At 39.7% G+C, this 17,093-nt stretch carries 14 protein-coding genes; 9 read left to right on the top strand and 5 right to left on the bottom strand.

Features of this window, described 5'->3' with window-relative positions:
* Positions 1–35 precede the first annotated feature (35 nt).
* Entirely contained in the window at positions 36–2,318 is a 2,283-nt protein-coding gene (locus AC13EX_RS12170) for a hypothetical protein (RefSeq protein ID WP_339713764.1), read from the top strand.
* A gap of 118 nt (positions 2,319–2,436) precedes the next feature.
* On the opposite strand, the gene AC13EX_RS12165 is transcribed toward AC13EX_RS12170, so the two are convergent.
* A complete protein-coding gene (locus tag AC13EX_RS12165) occupies positions 2,437–4,305 on the bottom strand; it encodes a DUF4139 domain-containing protein (RefSeq protein ID WP_339713767.1) in 1,869 nt (622 codons plus the stop codon).
* A gap of 401 nt (positions 4,306–4,706) precedes the next feature.
* On the opposite strand from AC13EX_RS12165, the gene AC13EX_RS12160 reads away from it, so the two are divergent.
* From AC13EX_RS12160 to AC13EX_RS12140, 5 genes are all read left to right on the top strand, one after another.
* Positions 4,707–7,016 carry an alpha/beta fold hydrolase gene (locus AC13EX_RS12160; protein WP_482892890.1) on the top strand — a complete coding sequence of 770 codons (2,310 nt, stop codon included), beginning with the start codon at positions 4,707–4,709 and terminating at the stop codon, positions 7,014–7,016.
* Between the two features lie 41 nt (positions 7,017–7,057).
* Positions 7,058–8,362, top strand: a complete 1,305-nt coding sequence (locus AC13EX_RS12155; RefSeq protein ID WP_482892889.1) for a Rid family hydrolase — start codon at positions 7,058–7,060, stop codon at positions 8,360–8,362.
* A 330-nt stretch (positions 8,363–8,692) separates the two neighbouring features.
* Entirely contained in the window at positions 8,693–8,914 is a 222-nt protein-coding gene (locus tag AC13EX_RS12150; protein WP_482892888.1) for an addiction module protein, read from the top strand.
* Positions 8,911–9,213 carry a type II toxin-antitoxin system RelE/ParE family toxin gene (locus AC13EX_RS12145; protein ID WP_014019956.1) on the top strand — a complete coding sequence of 101 codons (303 nt, stop codon included), beginning with the start codon at positions 8,911–8,913 and terminating at the stop codon, positions 9,211–9,213. The genes AC13EX_RS12150 and AC13EX_RS12145 overlap by 4 nt, the downstream gene beginning before the upstream one ends.
* Before the next feature lie 105 nt (positions 9,214–9,318).
* The gene (locus AC13EX_RS12140) at positions 9,319–9,546 is read left to right on the top strand and encodes a hypothetical protein (RefSeq protein ID WP_482892887.1); all 228 of its coding nucleotides are present in this window, start codon (positions 9,319–9,321) and stop codon (positions 9,544–9,546) included.
* A 246-nt stretch (positions 9,547–9,792) separates the two neighbouring features.
* Here AC13EX_RS12140 and AC13EX_RS12135 read toward each other — a convergent pair whose 3' ends face one another.
* Positions 9,793–10,926 (bottom strand): DUF4221 family protein, encoded by a 1,134-nt coding sequence (locus AC13EX_RS12135; RefSeq protein WP_482892886.1) that lies wholly within the window; start codon positions 10,924–10,926, stop codon positions 9,793–9,795.
* A gap of 59 nt (positions 10,927–10,985) precedes the next feature.
* Positions 10,986–12,140 carry a DUF4221 family protein gene (locus AC13EX_RS12130; RefSeq protein ID WP_482892885.1) on the bottom strand — a complete coding sequence of 385 codons (1,155 nt, stop codon included), beginning with the start codon at positions 12,138–12,140 and terminating at the stop codon, positions 10,986–10,988.
* 427 nt (positions 12,141–12,567) lie between these two features.
* Between AC13EX_RS12130 and AC13EX_RS12125 the strand changes: the two genes are divergently transcribed.
* From AC13EX_RS12125 to AC13EX_RS12115, 3 genes are all read left to right on the top strand, one after another.
* Entirely contained in the window at positions 12,568–13,986 is a 1,419-nt protein-coding gene (locus AC13EX_RS12125; RefSeq protein ID WP_482892884.1) for a sulfatase, read from the top strand.
* A 704-nt stretch (positions 13,987–14,690) separates the two neighbouring features.
* Positions 14,691–14,924: a hypothetical protein gene (locus AC13EX_RS12120; protein WP_482892882.1), complete on the top strand. Its 234-nt coding sequence runs from the start codon at positions 14,691–14,693 to the stop codon at positions 14,922–14,924.
* Between the two features lie 594 nt (positions 14,925–15,518).
* Positions 15,519–15,827: a hypothetical protein gene (locus AC13EX_RS12115; protein ID WP_482892881.1), complete on the top strand. Its 309-nt coding sequence runs from the start codon at positions 15,519–15,521 to the stop codon at positions 15,825–15,827.
* A gap of 108 nt (positions 15,828–15,935) precedes the next feature.
* Here the strand turns inward: AC13EX_RS12115 and AC13EX_RS12110 are convergent, their stop codons facing one another.
* Positions 15,936–16,238 (bottom strand): type II toxin-antitoxin system RelE/ParE family toxin, encoded by a 303-nt coding sequence (locus AC13EX_RS12110; RefSeq protein ID WP_482892880.1) that lies wholly within the window; start codon positions 16,236–16,238, stop codon positions 15,936–15,938.
* A gap of 1 nt (position 16,239) precedes the next feature.
* Positions 16,240–16,446: an addiction module protein gene (locus AC13EX_RS12105; RefSeq protein WP_482892879.1), complete on the bottom strand. Its 207-nt coding sequence runs from the start codon at positions 16,444–16,446 to the stop codon at positions 16,240–16,242.
* Positions 16,447–17,093 lie beyond the last annotated feature (647 nt).

The following is a 17,093-nucleotide window of genomic DNA, read 5'->3' as shown; positions in this document are numbered from 1 at the left end:
AATTGACGAATTTATACCACCTTCTTAACCGACTTATGAAACTATTTTTCGCATTTTCCCTTTTTGTTTGTGTATTCTTTCAAGATCCGGTTTATGCCCAAAAGTCGTTGCCATTGGGTTCTCACCCACCTGCGCTTACCTTTGATCATTTCCCCAATAGATCCTTTGCCTTCGTATGGCGAAATTGGAATCTTGTAAGTCCTGAGAAAATGGCTGAGACCATTCAGTGCAAACCTTCTGATATAATTCACCTTGCACAACTTATGGGTTTGGAAGATAAGAAGCTCTTGCCTGAAAAATTCCAAGAACAAATATATATTACTTTGCTTCGTAGAAATTGGCATTTGCTTCCCTATGATCAGTTGCTAACCTTATTGGATATGGATAGTGAAAGATTGGAATTTGCTTTGAAAGAAGATGACTTTCTTTTTCATAAGTTTGGCAACCTCAAACCGGCCAGCCCAAAATTAATTTTTTCCGGTCCGACTGAAGCTGAAATAAAAAAAGCCAATGATATAAAGGAAGTTATTCGCCCTATTCTTGCTAACAATGAAAAGAATCCTTCGGAAGACCTTTTTCAATTTATCGAAAAACTTAAAACTTACGATGAAGAGGAAGTTCTCGTTCCTAGAGATTCACTGAAGGAGGTTCAGCTCCGTTTTATCTATTCTTATTTCGGCATTTTTGGGGATCCTTTAATGGATGAAGAAAACGATCCCTTTCCCAATGGGCTCTTACAAAAATTAGCACAGAAAGGTGTTAATGGGGTATGGATGCATGTGGTACTCAACCAACTTGCCCCAGGAGGAGAGGCTTTTCCGGAGTTTGGAGAAGGTAGCGAAACTCGGCTTAAGAATTTGCGGAAAATAGCGCAAAGAGCTAAAAAGTTTGGCATTGACATTTACTTGTACATGAACGAGCCACGTGCACAACCTTTGGCATTTTTCGAAGAACGTTCAAATATGGCAGGGGTAAAGAAGGATGACTTTATTACCATGTGTACAAGTAATGAGGAGGTGAGGAACTGGATGGAGCAATCACTCACCCATGTTTTTACTGAAGTACCCGAGTTGGGAGGAGTATTTACCATTACTGCTTCAGAAAACCTTACCAATTGTGCCTCCCATGGGGGAAAGGACAAATGCCCCAGATGTAGTGAACGACCTTATGAAGACATTATCGCAGAGGTAAACCGAACGATTGCCAATGGAGTTCATGCTGCAAGACCTGAAGCGAATGTAATTGCTTGGGATTGGGGGTGGAACGGTCATGGGATGGCAAGAGATGTGATAAACAAATTACCGGAAGATGTGTGGTTGATGTCAGTCAGTGAATGGGCCAAACCTATCGAGAGAGGCGGGATTCCCAATACAGTAGGAGAATATTCTATCTCTGCAGTAGGACCAGGGCCTAGGGCAAAATCCCATTGGAGTGGAGCGAAGAAGAATCTACTTAAAACGGTCGCAAAAGTTCAGTTTAACAATACCTGGGAATTGTCCGCAGTTCCTTGGCTACCAGTTATGGATTTGGTAGCTCAGCATGCAGCAAATTTAGCGCAAATGGACATTGATGGGTATATGCTCAGTTGGACGCTCGGGTCCTACCCATCGCCAAATCTTGAAATAGCTAAAAAATTTTCAGATGACCCTGATGCAAGCATAGAAGAAGTGTTGAATTCCCTAGCCTTGGAAAGGTATGGAAGAGCTGCCGTGCCTTATGTACGTAATGCTTGGACTACATTCAGTACTGCTTTTGAAGAATATCCCTATGATATTAGAGTGGTTTATTCTGCACCTCAACAGTATGGCCCATCCAACCTTTTATTTCTGGAACCTACAGGTTATCGTTCTACCATGGTAGGTTTTCCCTATGATGACCTTAAGGGTTGGTCCGGCCCATATCCTCCTGAAATTTTAATATCACAATTTGAAAAAGTGGCTACTAAATGGGAGAAGGGGTTGAAATTTATAAAAGGTGCCATTGAGGTTACTGAAGACGAATCCTATAAAAAGCTATTGGAAGAAGACCTAAACTTAGCGAAGGCGGCTTACCTGCATTTTTTATCTGTTGGGCAGCAGGGTCGTTTTATAATGGCCAGAGACAATTGGCTTGAAAGCCAAAAAACTGATAAAGTGCTTCGGGATCAGGTGAAAGCTATTTTACTGAAAGAAAAGGAAACAGCAATTGACCTGCTTGAAGTAACAAGTAAGGATTCCAGAATAGGTTTTGAGGCCTCTAACCAATATTATTATGTGCCACAGGATTTGCTAGAGAAAGTAATCAACTGTCAATTTTTGATCAATGAACTTGATAAATAGCTTCAATCGCTAAAGAAATAGGAACCATGGATTTTAGCCATGGTTCCTGTCCTACCAATTTTTAACCCATTCACTTACTTATTATTGGGCTAAGAAATTAAGCTTTATTTTTTTCTCGCTATTCAATGACAAGATTCTTGTTTCTGGGATATTTGACCTCATATTTCAATTCCAGTAACTTGGTATCCGAAGGTGCCAACTTAAACTCCCACTTAATCTCACCAGTTTTAACGTCATGTTTTCCTCCAGAAAGGCTTTGTACTTCTACCTCTATTTCTTCCAAAGTAGAAACAGGCACCTGGTCCAAAACTACCATGGAAACGGGTTGGCTTTTATTGTTTTTAATAGTGGTTTTCCACAATCTGCTTGCCGTCTTTTTATTGCCTAAAAAAGATTTTTCTGTGAAATCACTTTCTTTCTCCCTTTCTATTGTGACCATTTTATCTCTACCCAGTGAGATTTCCAAGGTGTCAGTAGCATAGCGCACATCCAGCAGACTTTTACCTACGAAGGTTTGTTCAAAAAACACATTGGCCTCTCCTTCCAAAAGTTGGTATTGCTCCCAGTTCGTAATCCCAGCAATCAGGTAAGCCGTGTTACTGACTTTGGGAACAGCAAAATATTGGTAGAAAGCAGGCAATTCATAGGTTACCATATCCACAGTATAATTTTTACTGTCTGATTGAATGGAATAAGGGGTATTGATTTCAAAATTAATGGACGTTTGGTTTTCCACCTGAGCCATCGGTAAAGGTTGACTTTGCAATTCCTGTGCATCATCAACGTCAAAATTAGCCTCAATTCCTTCAGATTTACCTTTCAAACGTTTACTAATTCCATAACCGGTTACCACTATCTCATCTAATGCAACCTGATCTTCTTTCATAACCACATTCATAACCTCAGCTCTAATTGGTCGGGATTGAGAAACATATCCAATGTAAGAATAGGTCAATTGGCTGGCATTGTTTGGCAAGGCGATGCTGTAATTACCGTCAAAATCTGAAACGGTTCCAATAGTGGTTCCTGACACATTAATGTTTACCCCGGGAAGCCCTATACCTTCAGCATCCATCACCTTCCCTGTCACAGCACCTGTTGTTTGCGAATAACGTGGTGGGGCTGTATTGTAATTAAGTAGATAAGGTCGTAATTCCGGTGCAACACCTGAAACGCTTGGCTCTGCTGAGGAAAAAGTAAGTTTAATATTGTCCCAATCTACCTTGGTGTCTTGTCGGACATTCGCTTTGTAGTGCAAGCTAACTGGGCTATTGATGTCTTTGGCACGGATGTCATAAGAAGGAAACCAGCCAGCATTGTCAACAAGGTAGGACAACTCGAAAGAATAACTACCGGGCACTTTAGCAGCTACTCTTACCAAGACCTCTCCTGTAGCAAACTCTTTTTCACCAGCCAGAGAATTGATTTGATTCTGAAGGTTGTTTTTCTCTTCAAGTAATTTCTTAATCGTACTGTTCCTTTCGATAGTTTGCAGTTTTAAGGCAGTGAGTTGATTGCCATAATATTCAGCAGCCTGTTTGAGAGTGGCCACATTTAGGGTTTCGTTTTTACCTCCTATCAATCGGTTGGTTTGGAGAAAAGTGATCTCCTCTTGGGCGATGGACAAAAAAGTGTTTTCCAATTCGATCTTTTCATTGATTTGTTCAAGGTCTTTGTCCAGCTTAAGAAGCTCCTCAGACCTTACCGATTTATCCAGAAAGTTTTGCTGGTGATTAATGCCCAAGACAGTCAACTCATCTCCAGCTTTTAGCTGTATGCTTTTGGGAGCTATAAAAGGGGAGAGGTTGGTAAATTTGACAATGGATTCCCCTTTAGTCAATTGGACTGTTTCCTTTCGTAGCACCTGTGCACCTTTTAGAAAGACGGTGGCTTCTACCACCTTGGATTTGACTTCTTTTTCAGGTATTTCCTGAGCGAAAGATTGATTATAAACCAGGAAGAACAAAAGGATGGACAAAGCTTTCATAAATATTGGATTGAATTGTTTTTATACAAATAGGATAAGTGAGCTTCTAAAAAAATGGTTTGTTGCGATGTTTTGCAAAAGAAAACACATTGCTTTTCGCTACTTACTTTTCCTATACGAGGCAGATACAATAAAAGTCACAAATCAGGCCAAAAATCTTAAAGCGGAAAAATGTAATGAAAGTAAATTCAAAATGGATTAAATTAAATGGTAAAGACTAATTTTAAATTAATAGAGCTATATAAAATTTTACCCTAAAATAAATGTCTAGACACTAGCATCTTTTACCTTTTCTTAACTATTTTGAATGAATAAATCAATTCAGTAAATCGCTGGGAATTGTAGAAAAAGAATTGGTTCACAACAGGTTATTCGCCTCAATTACTACTTATAAGTAAACCATGGGAAAGGAAAAATATTCAATCGGCTTTATTTTCATTATGCTATGCCTTTGTCCGTTAATGGCAAAGGCTCAGGAAGATAAAGCGGTCCGCCAGGAATACTTGAGGGAGTTGATTCTATTGCAGGAAAAACCTTCCAGCCATGATAGCTTTGTTAGTTTACATGACCTTACCTGGGAAGATTGGATAGAAAGAACTGGAGAATTACCCCCTAATTACGGGGTAATTCCCTCCATTCCTTTTTTGCCTGATCCACTGATCATTGGTGAAGGCAAAGAAAATGAGAAGGTTACTACCATGGCTCAATGGGAGTCTCAGCGGGAGTATTTCAAGGAACAGGTTAAACACATCCTTTCAGGGACTTTCCCTGATCCTCCCACCAATTTGAAAGCTGAGATCTTGTCTGAAAGGACAGATAATGGGGTTAGGATTCAGATGATTGAACTCAGGTTTGGAGAAAACCACAAGGCCAAATTGACCTTGGAAGTGTTTACCCCACCTGGCGAAGGACCATTTCCAGTATTTATGACCCAGTGGAACCACAGAGGATGGGCACAGATAGCCGTAAGGAGAGGTTATATGGGGCTGATTTATGCCGGGGCAGATGCGAAAGACGATACCCGGGAATACCTGGAACTCTACCCTGATTATGATTGGTCTACTTTAATGGCCAGAGCCTGGGGTGCTCATAGGGCGGTGGATTATTTGTATACCTTGGATGAGGTGGATAAATCCAAAATAGCCATAGCCGGTCATTCCAGAAATGGAAAACAATCCTTGTTTGCCGCCGCTTTTGATGAGCGTATTACGGCTACTATTACAAGTAGTGGAGGAACAGGAGGAGAATTCCCTTACCGATATACCGATGAAAGGCATTCCAATGAATCCATTGATTACCTGGTTTCCAGAAGAACCCATTGGTTGCATCCCCGCATACGGTTTTTTTCAGGAAGAGAGCATAAAATGCCCATCGATCAAAATTCCTTAATGGCTTTGATTGCTCCAAATGCTTTGATGTTGAGCTCTTCCATCCGAGAAGGAGGTGGAGGAGATCCTTGGGCCATTGAGCAGATTTATACTTCACTTACCAAAGTTTATGACTTTTTGGATGCTCCAGAAAAATTGGGCATACGGCTGAGAGATGGGGAGCATGCGGTTTCAGAAAGGGATTTAGAGGCCTTTATGGACTGGCTGGACATACAGTTTGGCAGAAAGAATTTCCCATGGGACAATCACCTGAGTTACAATTATAGCTTTGAAAAATGGAAGAGAGAAAGTGGAGAATCCATTGAGCTAAGTAAGTTTCCTATCCAACCGGCCCCAAATATTCCTGTCAATGGATCCCATTTGGAAAAGACCCAAGAAAAAATAAAACAGGACCTTACCTGGCTGTTGGGTGATGAACCTGCAGGTTTACCTGCCAGTGACATTGAGACCCTAAGCCAAAAGGAAGATTATGTCAGCAGTTTTATGCCTCGACCAAGGGTGAAAAATGGTAAAAAACTTAACATTACCCCCTACAATGCCATGGGCGATTATTTGTATGGATCCCTATATTTCCCTACGGATGAAACTGGAGAAAGAATAACAGCGGCCAATGGTAAAATGCCTGTGCTTATATTTCTGCACAAATACACCAATACGGGCTATGATTCGGAGTTAAATGCTTTGATTGATGGGCTGTTGGCCAAAGGGATAGCCGTTTTGACTTATGATATGATCGGTTACGGAGCCAGAATAGAAGAAGGCACTTTGTTTTACCAGAGATATCCCCATTGGTCCAAGATGGGCAAGATGGTCATCGATGCCAGAGCGGCGGTGGACGCATTGGAAAGTTTGGACTTTATAGATAAGGACAAGATCTTTGTTGGGGGCTATGCTTTGGGAGGGACAGTAGGCTTGATCACGGCTGCACTGGAGCCAAGAATAGCAGGGCTTGCTTTGTCCAGCGCTTTTACCCCTTTAAGAAATGCCTCTGAAGATGTGGAGGGATTAAAAGCCTTTTCCCATTTGTATGGGCTAATTCCAAGGTTAGGGTTTTTTGATGGTGAGGAAAACAGGATTCCTGTGGATTTTCCTGAAATGCTCGCCAATATCGCCCCAAGACCGCTAATGGTCATTTCTCCGGAGTTAGACAGGCATGCTGACCATGATAATGTCATTACTACCATGGAAGGTTTAAAGCAGTTGTACCAAAAATTGGGAGTAGGCGATGCACTGGAATGGCAAAGTCCCCATGCTTTTAACCATTTTACGGAAGCCCAACAGCAAGAGATGATTAAATGGTTGGTGCAGGAAGTGGCAAAATAAATGAATAGCACTTAAGTTTGAGAAAAAGATACAATTCGATCATGACAATTTTTAATAGGTCTGTTTATGGTGGGGAAGGTTGCCCTTCCGGCGTCAATTTTAATAAAATGAAGCGGGTGATGCTACATTATCCATTGGTTTTTTTGTTGGTGTTTTTAGGCTTGGTATTGGAAAGCAAGGGACAATTCCAAGGCAAAACCTTAGACATAAGGTATATCGAACCGAATGAGGAAACCGGGACTTCGTTGGGAACGGTAGTGGGAGATGTTCCATTGGCTTTTACGGATCAAATTTTCCCTTTTGACGCTAATGGGAGCTTGGTAGGATCAATTGATCTCAAAATACAGGTTACTCAGGTGATTAAAAACGTGGAAGGAGCCTTGGAAGTAGCAGGCACTGATTTAAGTAAGTTACTTAGACTAAATGTATACCTTCAAAAAGAAGAACATTCTAAACCTGTTCGTGAGTTTATTAGAGAAGTATTACCTGAAGGAGCATTTCCGGCCATTACCATAGTAGTTGCTAACCAAGCTCGGGAGCAGGTTTTAGTGAGCATGGATGGGATTGCTGTTACACCGATGACATCAGTTACATCCAGGGGAGTGAATCTTCCGTTTAGCAAAGGGCTTAACGAAAAAACCAATCGTGCAGCTGTTGCTATTTTACCGGCAGGTAGGAAGGTATTTATTGCAGGTCAGGCTGAACCAGGCAAAGACCTTTTGGAGGCCAGTGACAAAACCATGCAAAATCTATTTGCTACCTTGGCATATATAGGGGCTAGTGGCAGTGATGTGGTCCAGGTTAAAGCTTTTATCAATCCCATTGAGGATGCGGCAGCAGTAGAAGAAGTGATCGCTGCTTTTTTCAGAGGGCAGCAAGTACCCCCCATTGTCATGGTAGAATGGTTGGTGGAAGAAAACAAGGCTGAAATAGAATTGGTCGCTTCGGCTCCTGAGCACTACAATGACAAAGAAGCCGTCAGTTATTACGCTCCACCGTGGATGATTCAGGCTACAACTTACAGTAGGATAGTAGACATTAAAGAAGGAGGGCTATTGTTTACTTCCGGCTTGTATGCGGAAGATGGAAAAGATGAGGAAGAAAAAGCGAGAAACCTTTTTGGCACCTTGTCGCGAATTCTTGAAAAAGCCGGATCCAGTTACGACCACCTGGTAAAAGCAAGTTACTATCCCTCCCATGAAAAAGGGCGTGAAGGCTTGATGAAAGTACGAACCGAATTTTACAATCCCGAAAGACCGCCTGTAGCTTCCTTGATAAGGATTCAGGGAACCGGCCATGAAGGCATTTACTTAAATGTCGATATGGTTGCAGTGGTGCCGGACTGATTTGGTAAAGCTTTTCAAGCCCTGGCCTCAGGACTGGTCAAAGTTTAGCGAAGCGTAACTTTAGACCCAAAATGAAAGTTGAAAACTTTCATAACCCTTGCCTGAGTGTAGATTGCATCTACACTCAAATATTCAACCGGAATGTGATTGGCTATTGAGAATAGGATATTGAATTTTAAGACTTTTTTATTGGTTAAATATATTAGTTGATTTACTTGAGTTGAAAACTTTCGTCATGATAGGTCGATTTGCTACTATCGCTTAAACTTAGACCATAGGAAACTTTATTAATCATTTATTAACTTAGTGGAATAAATAAACCAGATAAGGATGGATATTCAATCAATAAAAGTAGACTTAATCGATTGGATCACAAAGCTAGAAGATCGAAAAGTACTTGAACAGATCCAGGCTTATAAATATAGGCAAGGTGAAGGGTTAAGTAAGGCTCATAAAGCATTGCTGGATGAGCGGATAGCTTCCTATGAAAAAAATCCCAGCAAAGTGGTGGATTGGAGCGATGTGATGAAGGAGATAGAAAGCAGCCAATGAGCTATAAGGTAAAGCTGCTCAGCGAGGCCAGTTTGGATATCAAAGAAATCATTGAATGGTACAATGAAGAAAAGCAGGGTTTAGGTAGACGCTTTTATAAATCTTTGAAATCAAGGCTAAATTACATCAGTAATTATCCGTTTCACTGTCAGGTTGCATATAGAGATATTAGAAATATATTGGTCGATAAGTTTCCTTATCAGATTCATTTTAGGATTAAAGAATCTGAAAAATCCATTATTGTTATTGCAATTACCCATACTAGCAGAAATCCTAGAGTGTGGAAAAGAAAAAGATAGTTTCGACTAAATGTAGCATTACCTCTGGTCAAAGTTTAGCAGCGCGTAAATTAGAGCAGAAGGAAAAATATATGAAAAATAGTATATTTGATAAGAGGCAGTTTTATGGATATTCAGGCAGAGAAATTACAGTTGATAGAATGGCTCGCGGGACTAAATGATGCCAAAGTACTCAATGAGTTTATTGCTTTGAAGAAAAAAAAGGAAGTGGATTGGTGGGATCGGATTAGTGCTGAAGAGCGGGAAGAGATTCAAATAGGTCTTTCTCAAGCAGATAAAGGTGAGGTTACCCCCCACAAGGAAGTAATGGCGAATTATAAGAAATGGCTTTAGAAATTGTATGGACTAATCGTGCCCAAACAGGTTTTTCGAGAATTATTGAGTACTTGGAAACTCAACTTTCATAACCTTTGCCTGAGTGTAGATTGCATCTACACTCGAGTATCCAACCGAAAGGTAATTTGGTATTGAGAATAGGATATTGAATTTTTCAACTTTCCTAACCGCATCCAAGTGTAATTTGTAAACGCTCACCTTTACCAAATTATCAAAACTTTTACCATGTCGAAACCGATTGCTCTATTCAATATCCACAGTTAACCGCACAAAGCCCATTTCGTCTTGCCTATTTATATACATCCATATTTTACCGTCCTTGACAAAATGGTAGCCAGGTGGTGTATTTAGCGCTTCAACAAGAGACGCTGCAATCACATTAAAATCAGGGTCAAAAACAGTCAGGTACACGGCTGATTCAGTATCCTGATAATTTTCTACATCCTTTCCTATTTTGATAATTTTATGGGAAAACCGGTAAAACAGCTGCTTCTCTTCATCCCAAAGGGGAGCCATAAAATTAATCTCCTTACGCATGTCTAAGGATGTTTGCTTAAACGCCTCTTCGTTTTCAAAATCATGATTGTATTTCCCTGTTTTTTTATCAGCAGTCAATTTACTCTGGTAATCGATCTGCAACAGGCTGTCATTATCATAAATGAGAATACTGTTTGAAATTTCATTGCTGATAATGTAACTTTCTTGGTGCTTACTTATCGTTACAGTTGGAGAGGACATTTGGATTCTGGAAGGACTACTTAACCTAAACCGAAAATTTTCTAATGCTTCAAAAGGTAAAGGTACTTTAGTGAGGGATTGGGTTTCTGTATTCAAAATTCCCAAGGCATAGGTTTTCTCACTATTATCTCGAATCAATCCTATCATGGTGTGTAGATCAACCATCTGGTTACTTAAAAATTGAAAACTTTCACTTTCTGCCATCTTGTCTCCGGCAAATGCTCTATCATTAAAAGTAAATTCACTCCTCTTGCTTCCTTCTAAATCGAATAGTCCTACATTCATATAGCCCATAAAGGCAATGGAATTGGAGGAAATGAGGTTCAATCCAAAAACCATCCCGCCTACGCCATTGGGTCCTTCCTTTTCAAAGGGAAGTTTATCTGCCAGTATCCCCTTGTTCAAATCAATCTTTTCGAGGGTATAATCATTTGGGTTAAAATTATACAAGTATTGTTTTTTCTCATCAAGTGCAGCCACCTGAAGCCCGGCATTTAAATAAAGAAATTCATCTACCGGATCGATTAGTAGGGTATCAAGCGTAAAATGTATCTCCAAAGAAACATTCACTTTGCCCTCGTTTTTTTCTCCACAATAAACTAATAAACCACATAGAACAATGATGAATGATTTTTTCATAGATAAAGGTATATTTTATTAGGTAGGAGTATTTATGATTTTCTAAATTCGATTATTGATTACAAATCAAAACTAAGGCGGACAAACCCCATCTCGTCCTTAATATTCTCAAAAATCCAAATTTTGCCGTCTTTGGCGAAATGGTGAGCAGGTGCTTTGTCCAAGACAGGCACCCGAGACTCCCGCAGCATATTTAAATTACCATCATAGACAGTAAGATAGACTTTGGCTCCAGATGGATTAGGTAAGAGTTGACCAGGAGGAGGGCTTGGCTCTTGACTGTAATCCAATTCGTATGAAAATCTCAAATACACCTGACGGCTCTCGTCCCAGAAGGGACTGTTGTAAGAAATTTCAGCCAAGCTTTCCCTGAGGAGCTCTTGAAACATGATTCTGTCGTTTATTTTTTCGGGGAAAACGGTTTCTTTATCACGGGGAATCCAACCGTCTTTAAAAGTCTTTTCGCGAAAATCTTTCTTTCCGGGTTCCTTAATAGATAGGTCTGAACTTCCAAACAAGCCCAGCAATACCTTGCCATTGATCACCTTCAGGTATTCCCCGCCTCCTACAAACAAAGAAGTCGTCCCATCGTCAAAATCCGTTTGGTATTGAATTGATTTTTTTAATAAGGGATTTTTCACTTTTCGGTAGGTTTTTTCATCGATATCCCAAAACAAGACTTCTGGTTCCCTATTACCGGGAGCTATATATACGCCGGCATAAGAAGAGGTGGTACCGGGTAAACGCTCAGGATATAGCACGTTCCCCTCTTCGTTATTTGAAACAAATGCCGGTATTTCCGATGGTCCTACGGAAAACAGTTTTTTTCCGCTGCTGTTAAACAAGGCATGCTTTTTATAGCCCGACATCAAAAACCTGTTCTCTTCAACAAGTTTTATTCCAAGCATATATTCCCCTAAACCATTCGGCCCTTCTTCTTCGAATGGAAGTATGGAAGCAAGCACCAACTTATCCAAATCGATCTGCTCTATAGAAATGGTTTGCCGGTTTAGGTTATACAGATATCGTTTTTTATCGTCAAGTACAGCTGAACGCAGTTCATTGTTCAGAAACAGAATTTCTCCTTTGGAATCGATTTTTACAGTATCAAGCGTAAAATTCAAATCCGCAACTATCGCTTTTTCACCGGAAGAATCGGCAGATCCACATGCCCACAAAAAGAAAAAAAGCAAAGCGTAAAAGAATTGTTTCATGGGTTTTATAGATTTAGAGAGAAAAATAAAGAAAAAATGAGCGGGTTAAAAGCTAATTCTGCTTAAAAACCCCAGTCTGGTCTAAGTTAATTGTGCATAATTTACACCTAAAATACCCAAAGCTTTCAACTTGCCCAAGTCGAGGTAATCCAGAACAACAAGTTAGGTTCCATTTCCCTCCCATAGTCTATGGCGGTATTTTACTGTTTTAGACCGGTATTTAACTGTTTGGAAATTGGGCTTACAAGCTAATTTCCAACTGAATTTGCAATTCGGTTTTGAGAATAGGAAAAAGATCTCGAATTTTAAACCTATGCCAATTAGATAAGGATAATGGAGCAATTACTTAAGTTGAAAACTTTCGTAATGATAGATTGAAGTAATCACTATCCCTCAATTGATGGTATTTCTATTTTAAAGTTTACTTATGCGACTTTCAAAGATTTTTTTGAGTGTATTTTATCTATTGCTGGTAGGTTTTCATTCCAAGCTATTGGCTCAGGAGAGACCTCCAAATATTGTTTATATTCTGATAGATGATTTGGGTTGGAAAGACCTGGGTTGCTATGGGAGTGAATTCTATGAAACGCCAAATATTGACAAGCTAAGGGCCCAAGGGATGAAGTTTACAGCTGCTTATTCTGCAAGTCCTGTTTGTTCTCCTTCCCGTGCCAGTATATTGACAGGGAAAAATCCTGCGAATATCGGTTTTACGGGTCATATAACTGCCATTGGTAAGCACAGGTATCCGGAGGAAGGAAGGATTATTCCACCGGAGGATTATATGCACGTTTCGCTTGAAGAAAAAATGATTCCTGAAATTTTGCTTCAGTCAGGCTATACCTCGGCAAGCATAGGTAAATGGCATGTTGGGGAAGAAGAAAAGTACTTTCCTACACATCAAGGTTTTGCTATTAACATCGCGGGATATGAACATGGCAGTCCACCGACCTATTGGGGGCCATTTGAATCGGAAAAAATCTGGAACCCAGTGATAAAAAATCTGGACAATAGGGAAGAAGGGCAATATTTAACCAACAGACTAACCGATGAGGCCATCAATTTTATTGGTGAGAATAAAGAGGGTCCCTTCTTTTTATACCTGTCCCACTATGCGGTGCATACCCCTTTAGAGGCGCCTGATTCCCTGGTAAATAAATATGAATTGAAGTTAGAAGGGCAAAAGGAGCAAAAGAATGCGATTTATGCAGCCATGATAGAGAATATGGACTGGAATGTCGGAAGGTTATTGAAGTCCCTGGATTCACTTGGCCTTGAAGGTAATACCATTGTTATTTTGGGAAGTGACAATGGAGGTGAAGGTAGGGTGACCAATAATGCCCCACTTAGAGAAGGTAAAGGGTATATTTATGAAGGTGGGATCAGGGTACCTTTAGTGATCAAATGGCCGGGAAAAGTCAAGCCAAATAGTTCATCCGATGTACCTGTGATTACGGATGATATGCTTCCGACGATTCTTGAAATGGCAGGATTAAGCAATGACAATCAGGACATAGATGGTGTTTCTTTGCTTCCATTATTGACCGGTGAAGGTGGATGGGATCGTGACATGCTCTGTTGGTATTATCCACATTACAGTCCACAAGCCAAAATGCCCGGGTATGCCATACGCATGGGAGATTATAAATTGGTAGAATACTATGACCCTCCATCCGTAGAGTTGTTTGATCTTTCTAAAGATATAGGAGAAAACAATGATTTGAGTGGGGTGGATGTTCAGAAAGTGGAGGAAATGAAAGCATCTTTTAAAGAATGGCTGATGGAATTTAATCCTATCCTACATACCGATAACCCCAATTACAATCCCAATTATAGGTCCAATTAAAATAGCAATTTTCAAGTACCGTCTGGTCTAAATTTAGAGAAGCCACAGAAAGGAGTTTCCAAACCTTAGCGTCTTAGCGCCTTTGCGAGGATCATGCACAAAGTAAACGTTGAAAGCTGCACGCAGAGTCGCGGAGTCGCAAAGAAATAATTTAAGGCCCTTTGCGTCTTAGGGCCTTCGAGAGATACTCTAGGCTGGCCTAAGTATAGCAAAGCGCACCTAAGACTCAAAATGACAAAAGTTTTCAACTTTCATACTTTCCCAAGATTAAAATAAACGTTAAGAGTTTCGCACAGAATTGCGGAGCCACAGAAAGGATTTTCAAAACCTTAGCGCCTTTGCGAGGATCATGCACAAAGTAAACGTTGAAAGCTTCACGCAGAGTCGCGGAGTCGCAAAGGAGTATTTTAAAGATTTTAGTGTCTTGGCGAGAGCCTACTCTAGGCTGGTCACCCAAAATGACGAAAGTCTTCAACTTTCAAAACCGCACTAGGAGTAGATTGCATCTACTCCTTCCTATCTAACGAAATCTGCAATTCCTTTTAAGTCTGAATTATAAATTTTCCAAAGGCCAAGTTTAATGTACTTTCCCAATTCTACTCTAATTATCTACCGTTAACACTTAAACTTCGTCTAAAAGGTATTCAAAAGCGATTTTATAAAAGAGAAAATTCGTTAACTTTATAACAAGAAACTTCATTAATATGGACCTAGCTGTTAAAAAAATTGAATTGATTAATTGGTTGACCACTCAAGATGAAACTATGATCAAAAAAGTTGATGCCTTGCGTAGATCTTCAATAGAATCAGCCTACCGAGCAAGAATGGGTGAGGATCTGGAATCCAAATTAACCCGATCGAAGGCCGACAGAAAGAGTGGTAAGACTCACAGCCAAGAAGATGTTGAAAATTTTTTTAAAAGTAAGTGGGACCGGTGAAGAAATTACAGGTGATTTGGACCGATGAGTCGTTGAATGATTTAGAAATCATTTATGACTTCCTTGCGGAAAAATCCCGAAAATCTGCAAAAAATGTTGTCTAGTCTATCTTAACTAAAACCAGACAATTAGAAACTTTTCCCGAATCAGGATCACCTCATGAGGCCAATATATCGATAGTGGGTTCATACCGCTTCCTAGTCCAAGGAAATTATAAGATTATCTATAGTATCGAAGGAGACGCTTTGTATATAGAAGCCGTAGTGGATACCAGACAGGATCCCGCTAGTTTAAGGGTTTAACTATCCCTTTATTGGTCTAAATTTTCTGCCCTATATAGGGCTATTCCCCTAAGATCCTCACCAAAAACTTTTTAAGACCTTGAACTACATGCTTATGACGAAGTTTATGATTTCCTTCTCCAGGTCTAAATCCCTATAAGTTTTATGGTGATGAAAGGTAGATTGTATTTACTATTATTATTGATTTGGACTATTGGTTGTTCAAAAGATGGAGATTCAAAGCATGTAAGCGGAGAGGAAGAACTCTTCGATGAGTTTTATCTAAGTTTTTTTAATGATAGAGTTTTTTCAAATGTCTAGAATTAATTTTCCTTTGAGGGGAGGTAGTACAGAGTATGTTTTTGATGAGCGTATTCATCCAGATATTGAAAATAACAAATTCATGGTTTCTGATGGAAAATTCTATTGGCAAGAAAAGGGCTGGGTTCACCTTAATGAAATGGATAAATCAAATCTTAACTACAGCCTGGAATTTACCAATAAAACCAATAAAGTAGATTTAATTATTAAATCTAAAATAGATGACTTCATAATTGTTATGGAGTTTGAATTAATTAAAAAGCAGTGGTATTTGGTTTATTATAGTTCAGACTGGTATTAGAATATGGAACCTTGTCTAAGTTTAGCAAAGCGTAACTTTAGACCCAAAATGACGAAAGTTTTCAACCTTCATTATGCATTCTCAGGTAATATAAGTCGAAAGTGTTGCCTACCCTCTGAGTGTCCAACTTTCAGCATCTTTTGAAGTGTGGAATACAGCAACAATTAGGAAATGTTTTTTGGTTTCATTGATACGGAAGTGAATGCCGTATGGGAATTTTTCCAGTAAGAAAATACGGGTGTTGCCGTACCTGATTTGAGTTTTAAGTGGATTGCCTTGAATGCTTTCAACAGCTTTGGAGACATGCTGACCAAACAAACTGCCTAAGTTAGTTTTTTGCTCTTCATACCAAAGGAATGCTTCTCTGATATCATTTTCGGCCACCTCAGCAATCGAAATGGAATAGGCCATATTACTTTTTGAAGATCTCTTCTTTAGCCTCTTTCCAACTTCGGGTTTTCATCTCTCCATCATTGATCATTTGCAATCGTCTGTTGACTTCATCCTGTTGCCATTGGGGAATTACCCCTTCTTTATTGATGGTTACATAATCTAAGGTCTTAATGTAGGTCAGGAAAGCATCAAATTTGTTGTCCTCTATATCAAGTGTGATTTTCATAAGCTCATTAATTAAAATAATTGCCTTTTATTCAATAGGAAATACCATTACAGAAAATCTCAGTAATTCTTTAATCCTAATATAGAAGAAATTTTTTGGCCTTCAAAACCGTCTGCTCTAAGTTTAGCGAAGCGTACCTTAGACCCAAAATGACAAAAGTTTTCAACTTTCATAACCGCACTAGGAGTAGATTGCATCTACTCCTTCCTATCAAACGAAATCTGCAATTCCTTTTAAGTCTGAATTATAAATAACCTAAGGGCTAGTTTAACCCGAAATATGCAATAGACAATCTATTACGTGCTAAAATCGCTTCAAAATGAGCCACTTCGTTGCTGTTTTGAATTTCACCATAGCGGTGCTATGCTAAAATCTCCAAACAGCCTGATTTTGTTGCGATTGTAACACTTCCCGTAACCACGGGACAGGCTTTACCCCTGACTATTGTCATGAGGGAGAAATCCTATTAGATAATGCGGGTTTAATGTACTTTCAATTCTACTCGCGCCTTACCGGTTGGGTCCAGGCCAGTTGATTTTTCATGTTTTCAACAGGATTGTGCTGTGGTTCAGAAGAGGTAATTTTGCACCGTACAAATAGCAAGTCAGCACTTACCTCAAAAGATCCAGCATTGCCTTCAACGGTCT

It is taken from the genome of Cyclobacterium sp. L-R, from assembly GCF_056859355.1.
Note: the sequence above shows the minus strand (reverse complement) of the source record. Positions and strands in the feature narration are given on the sequence as shown.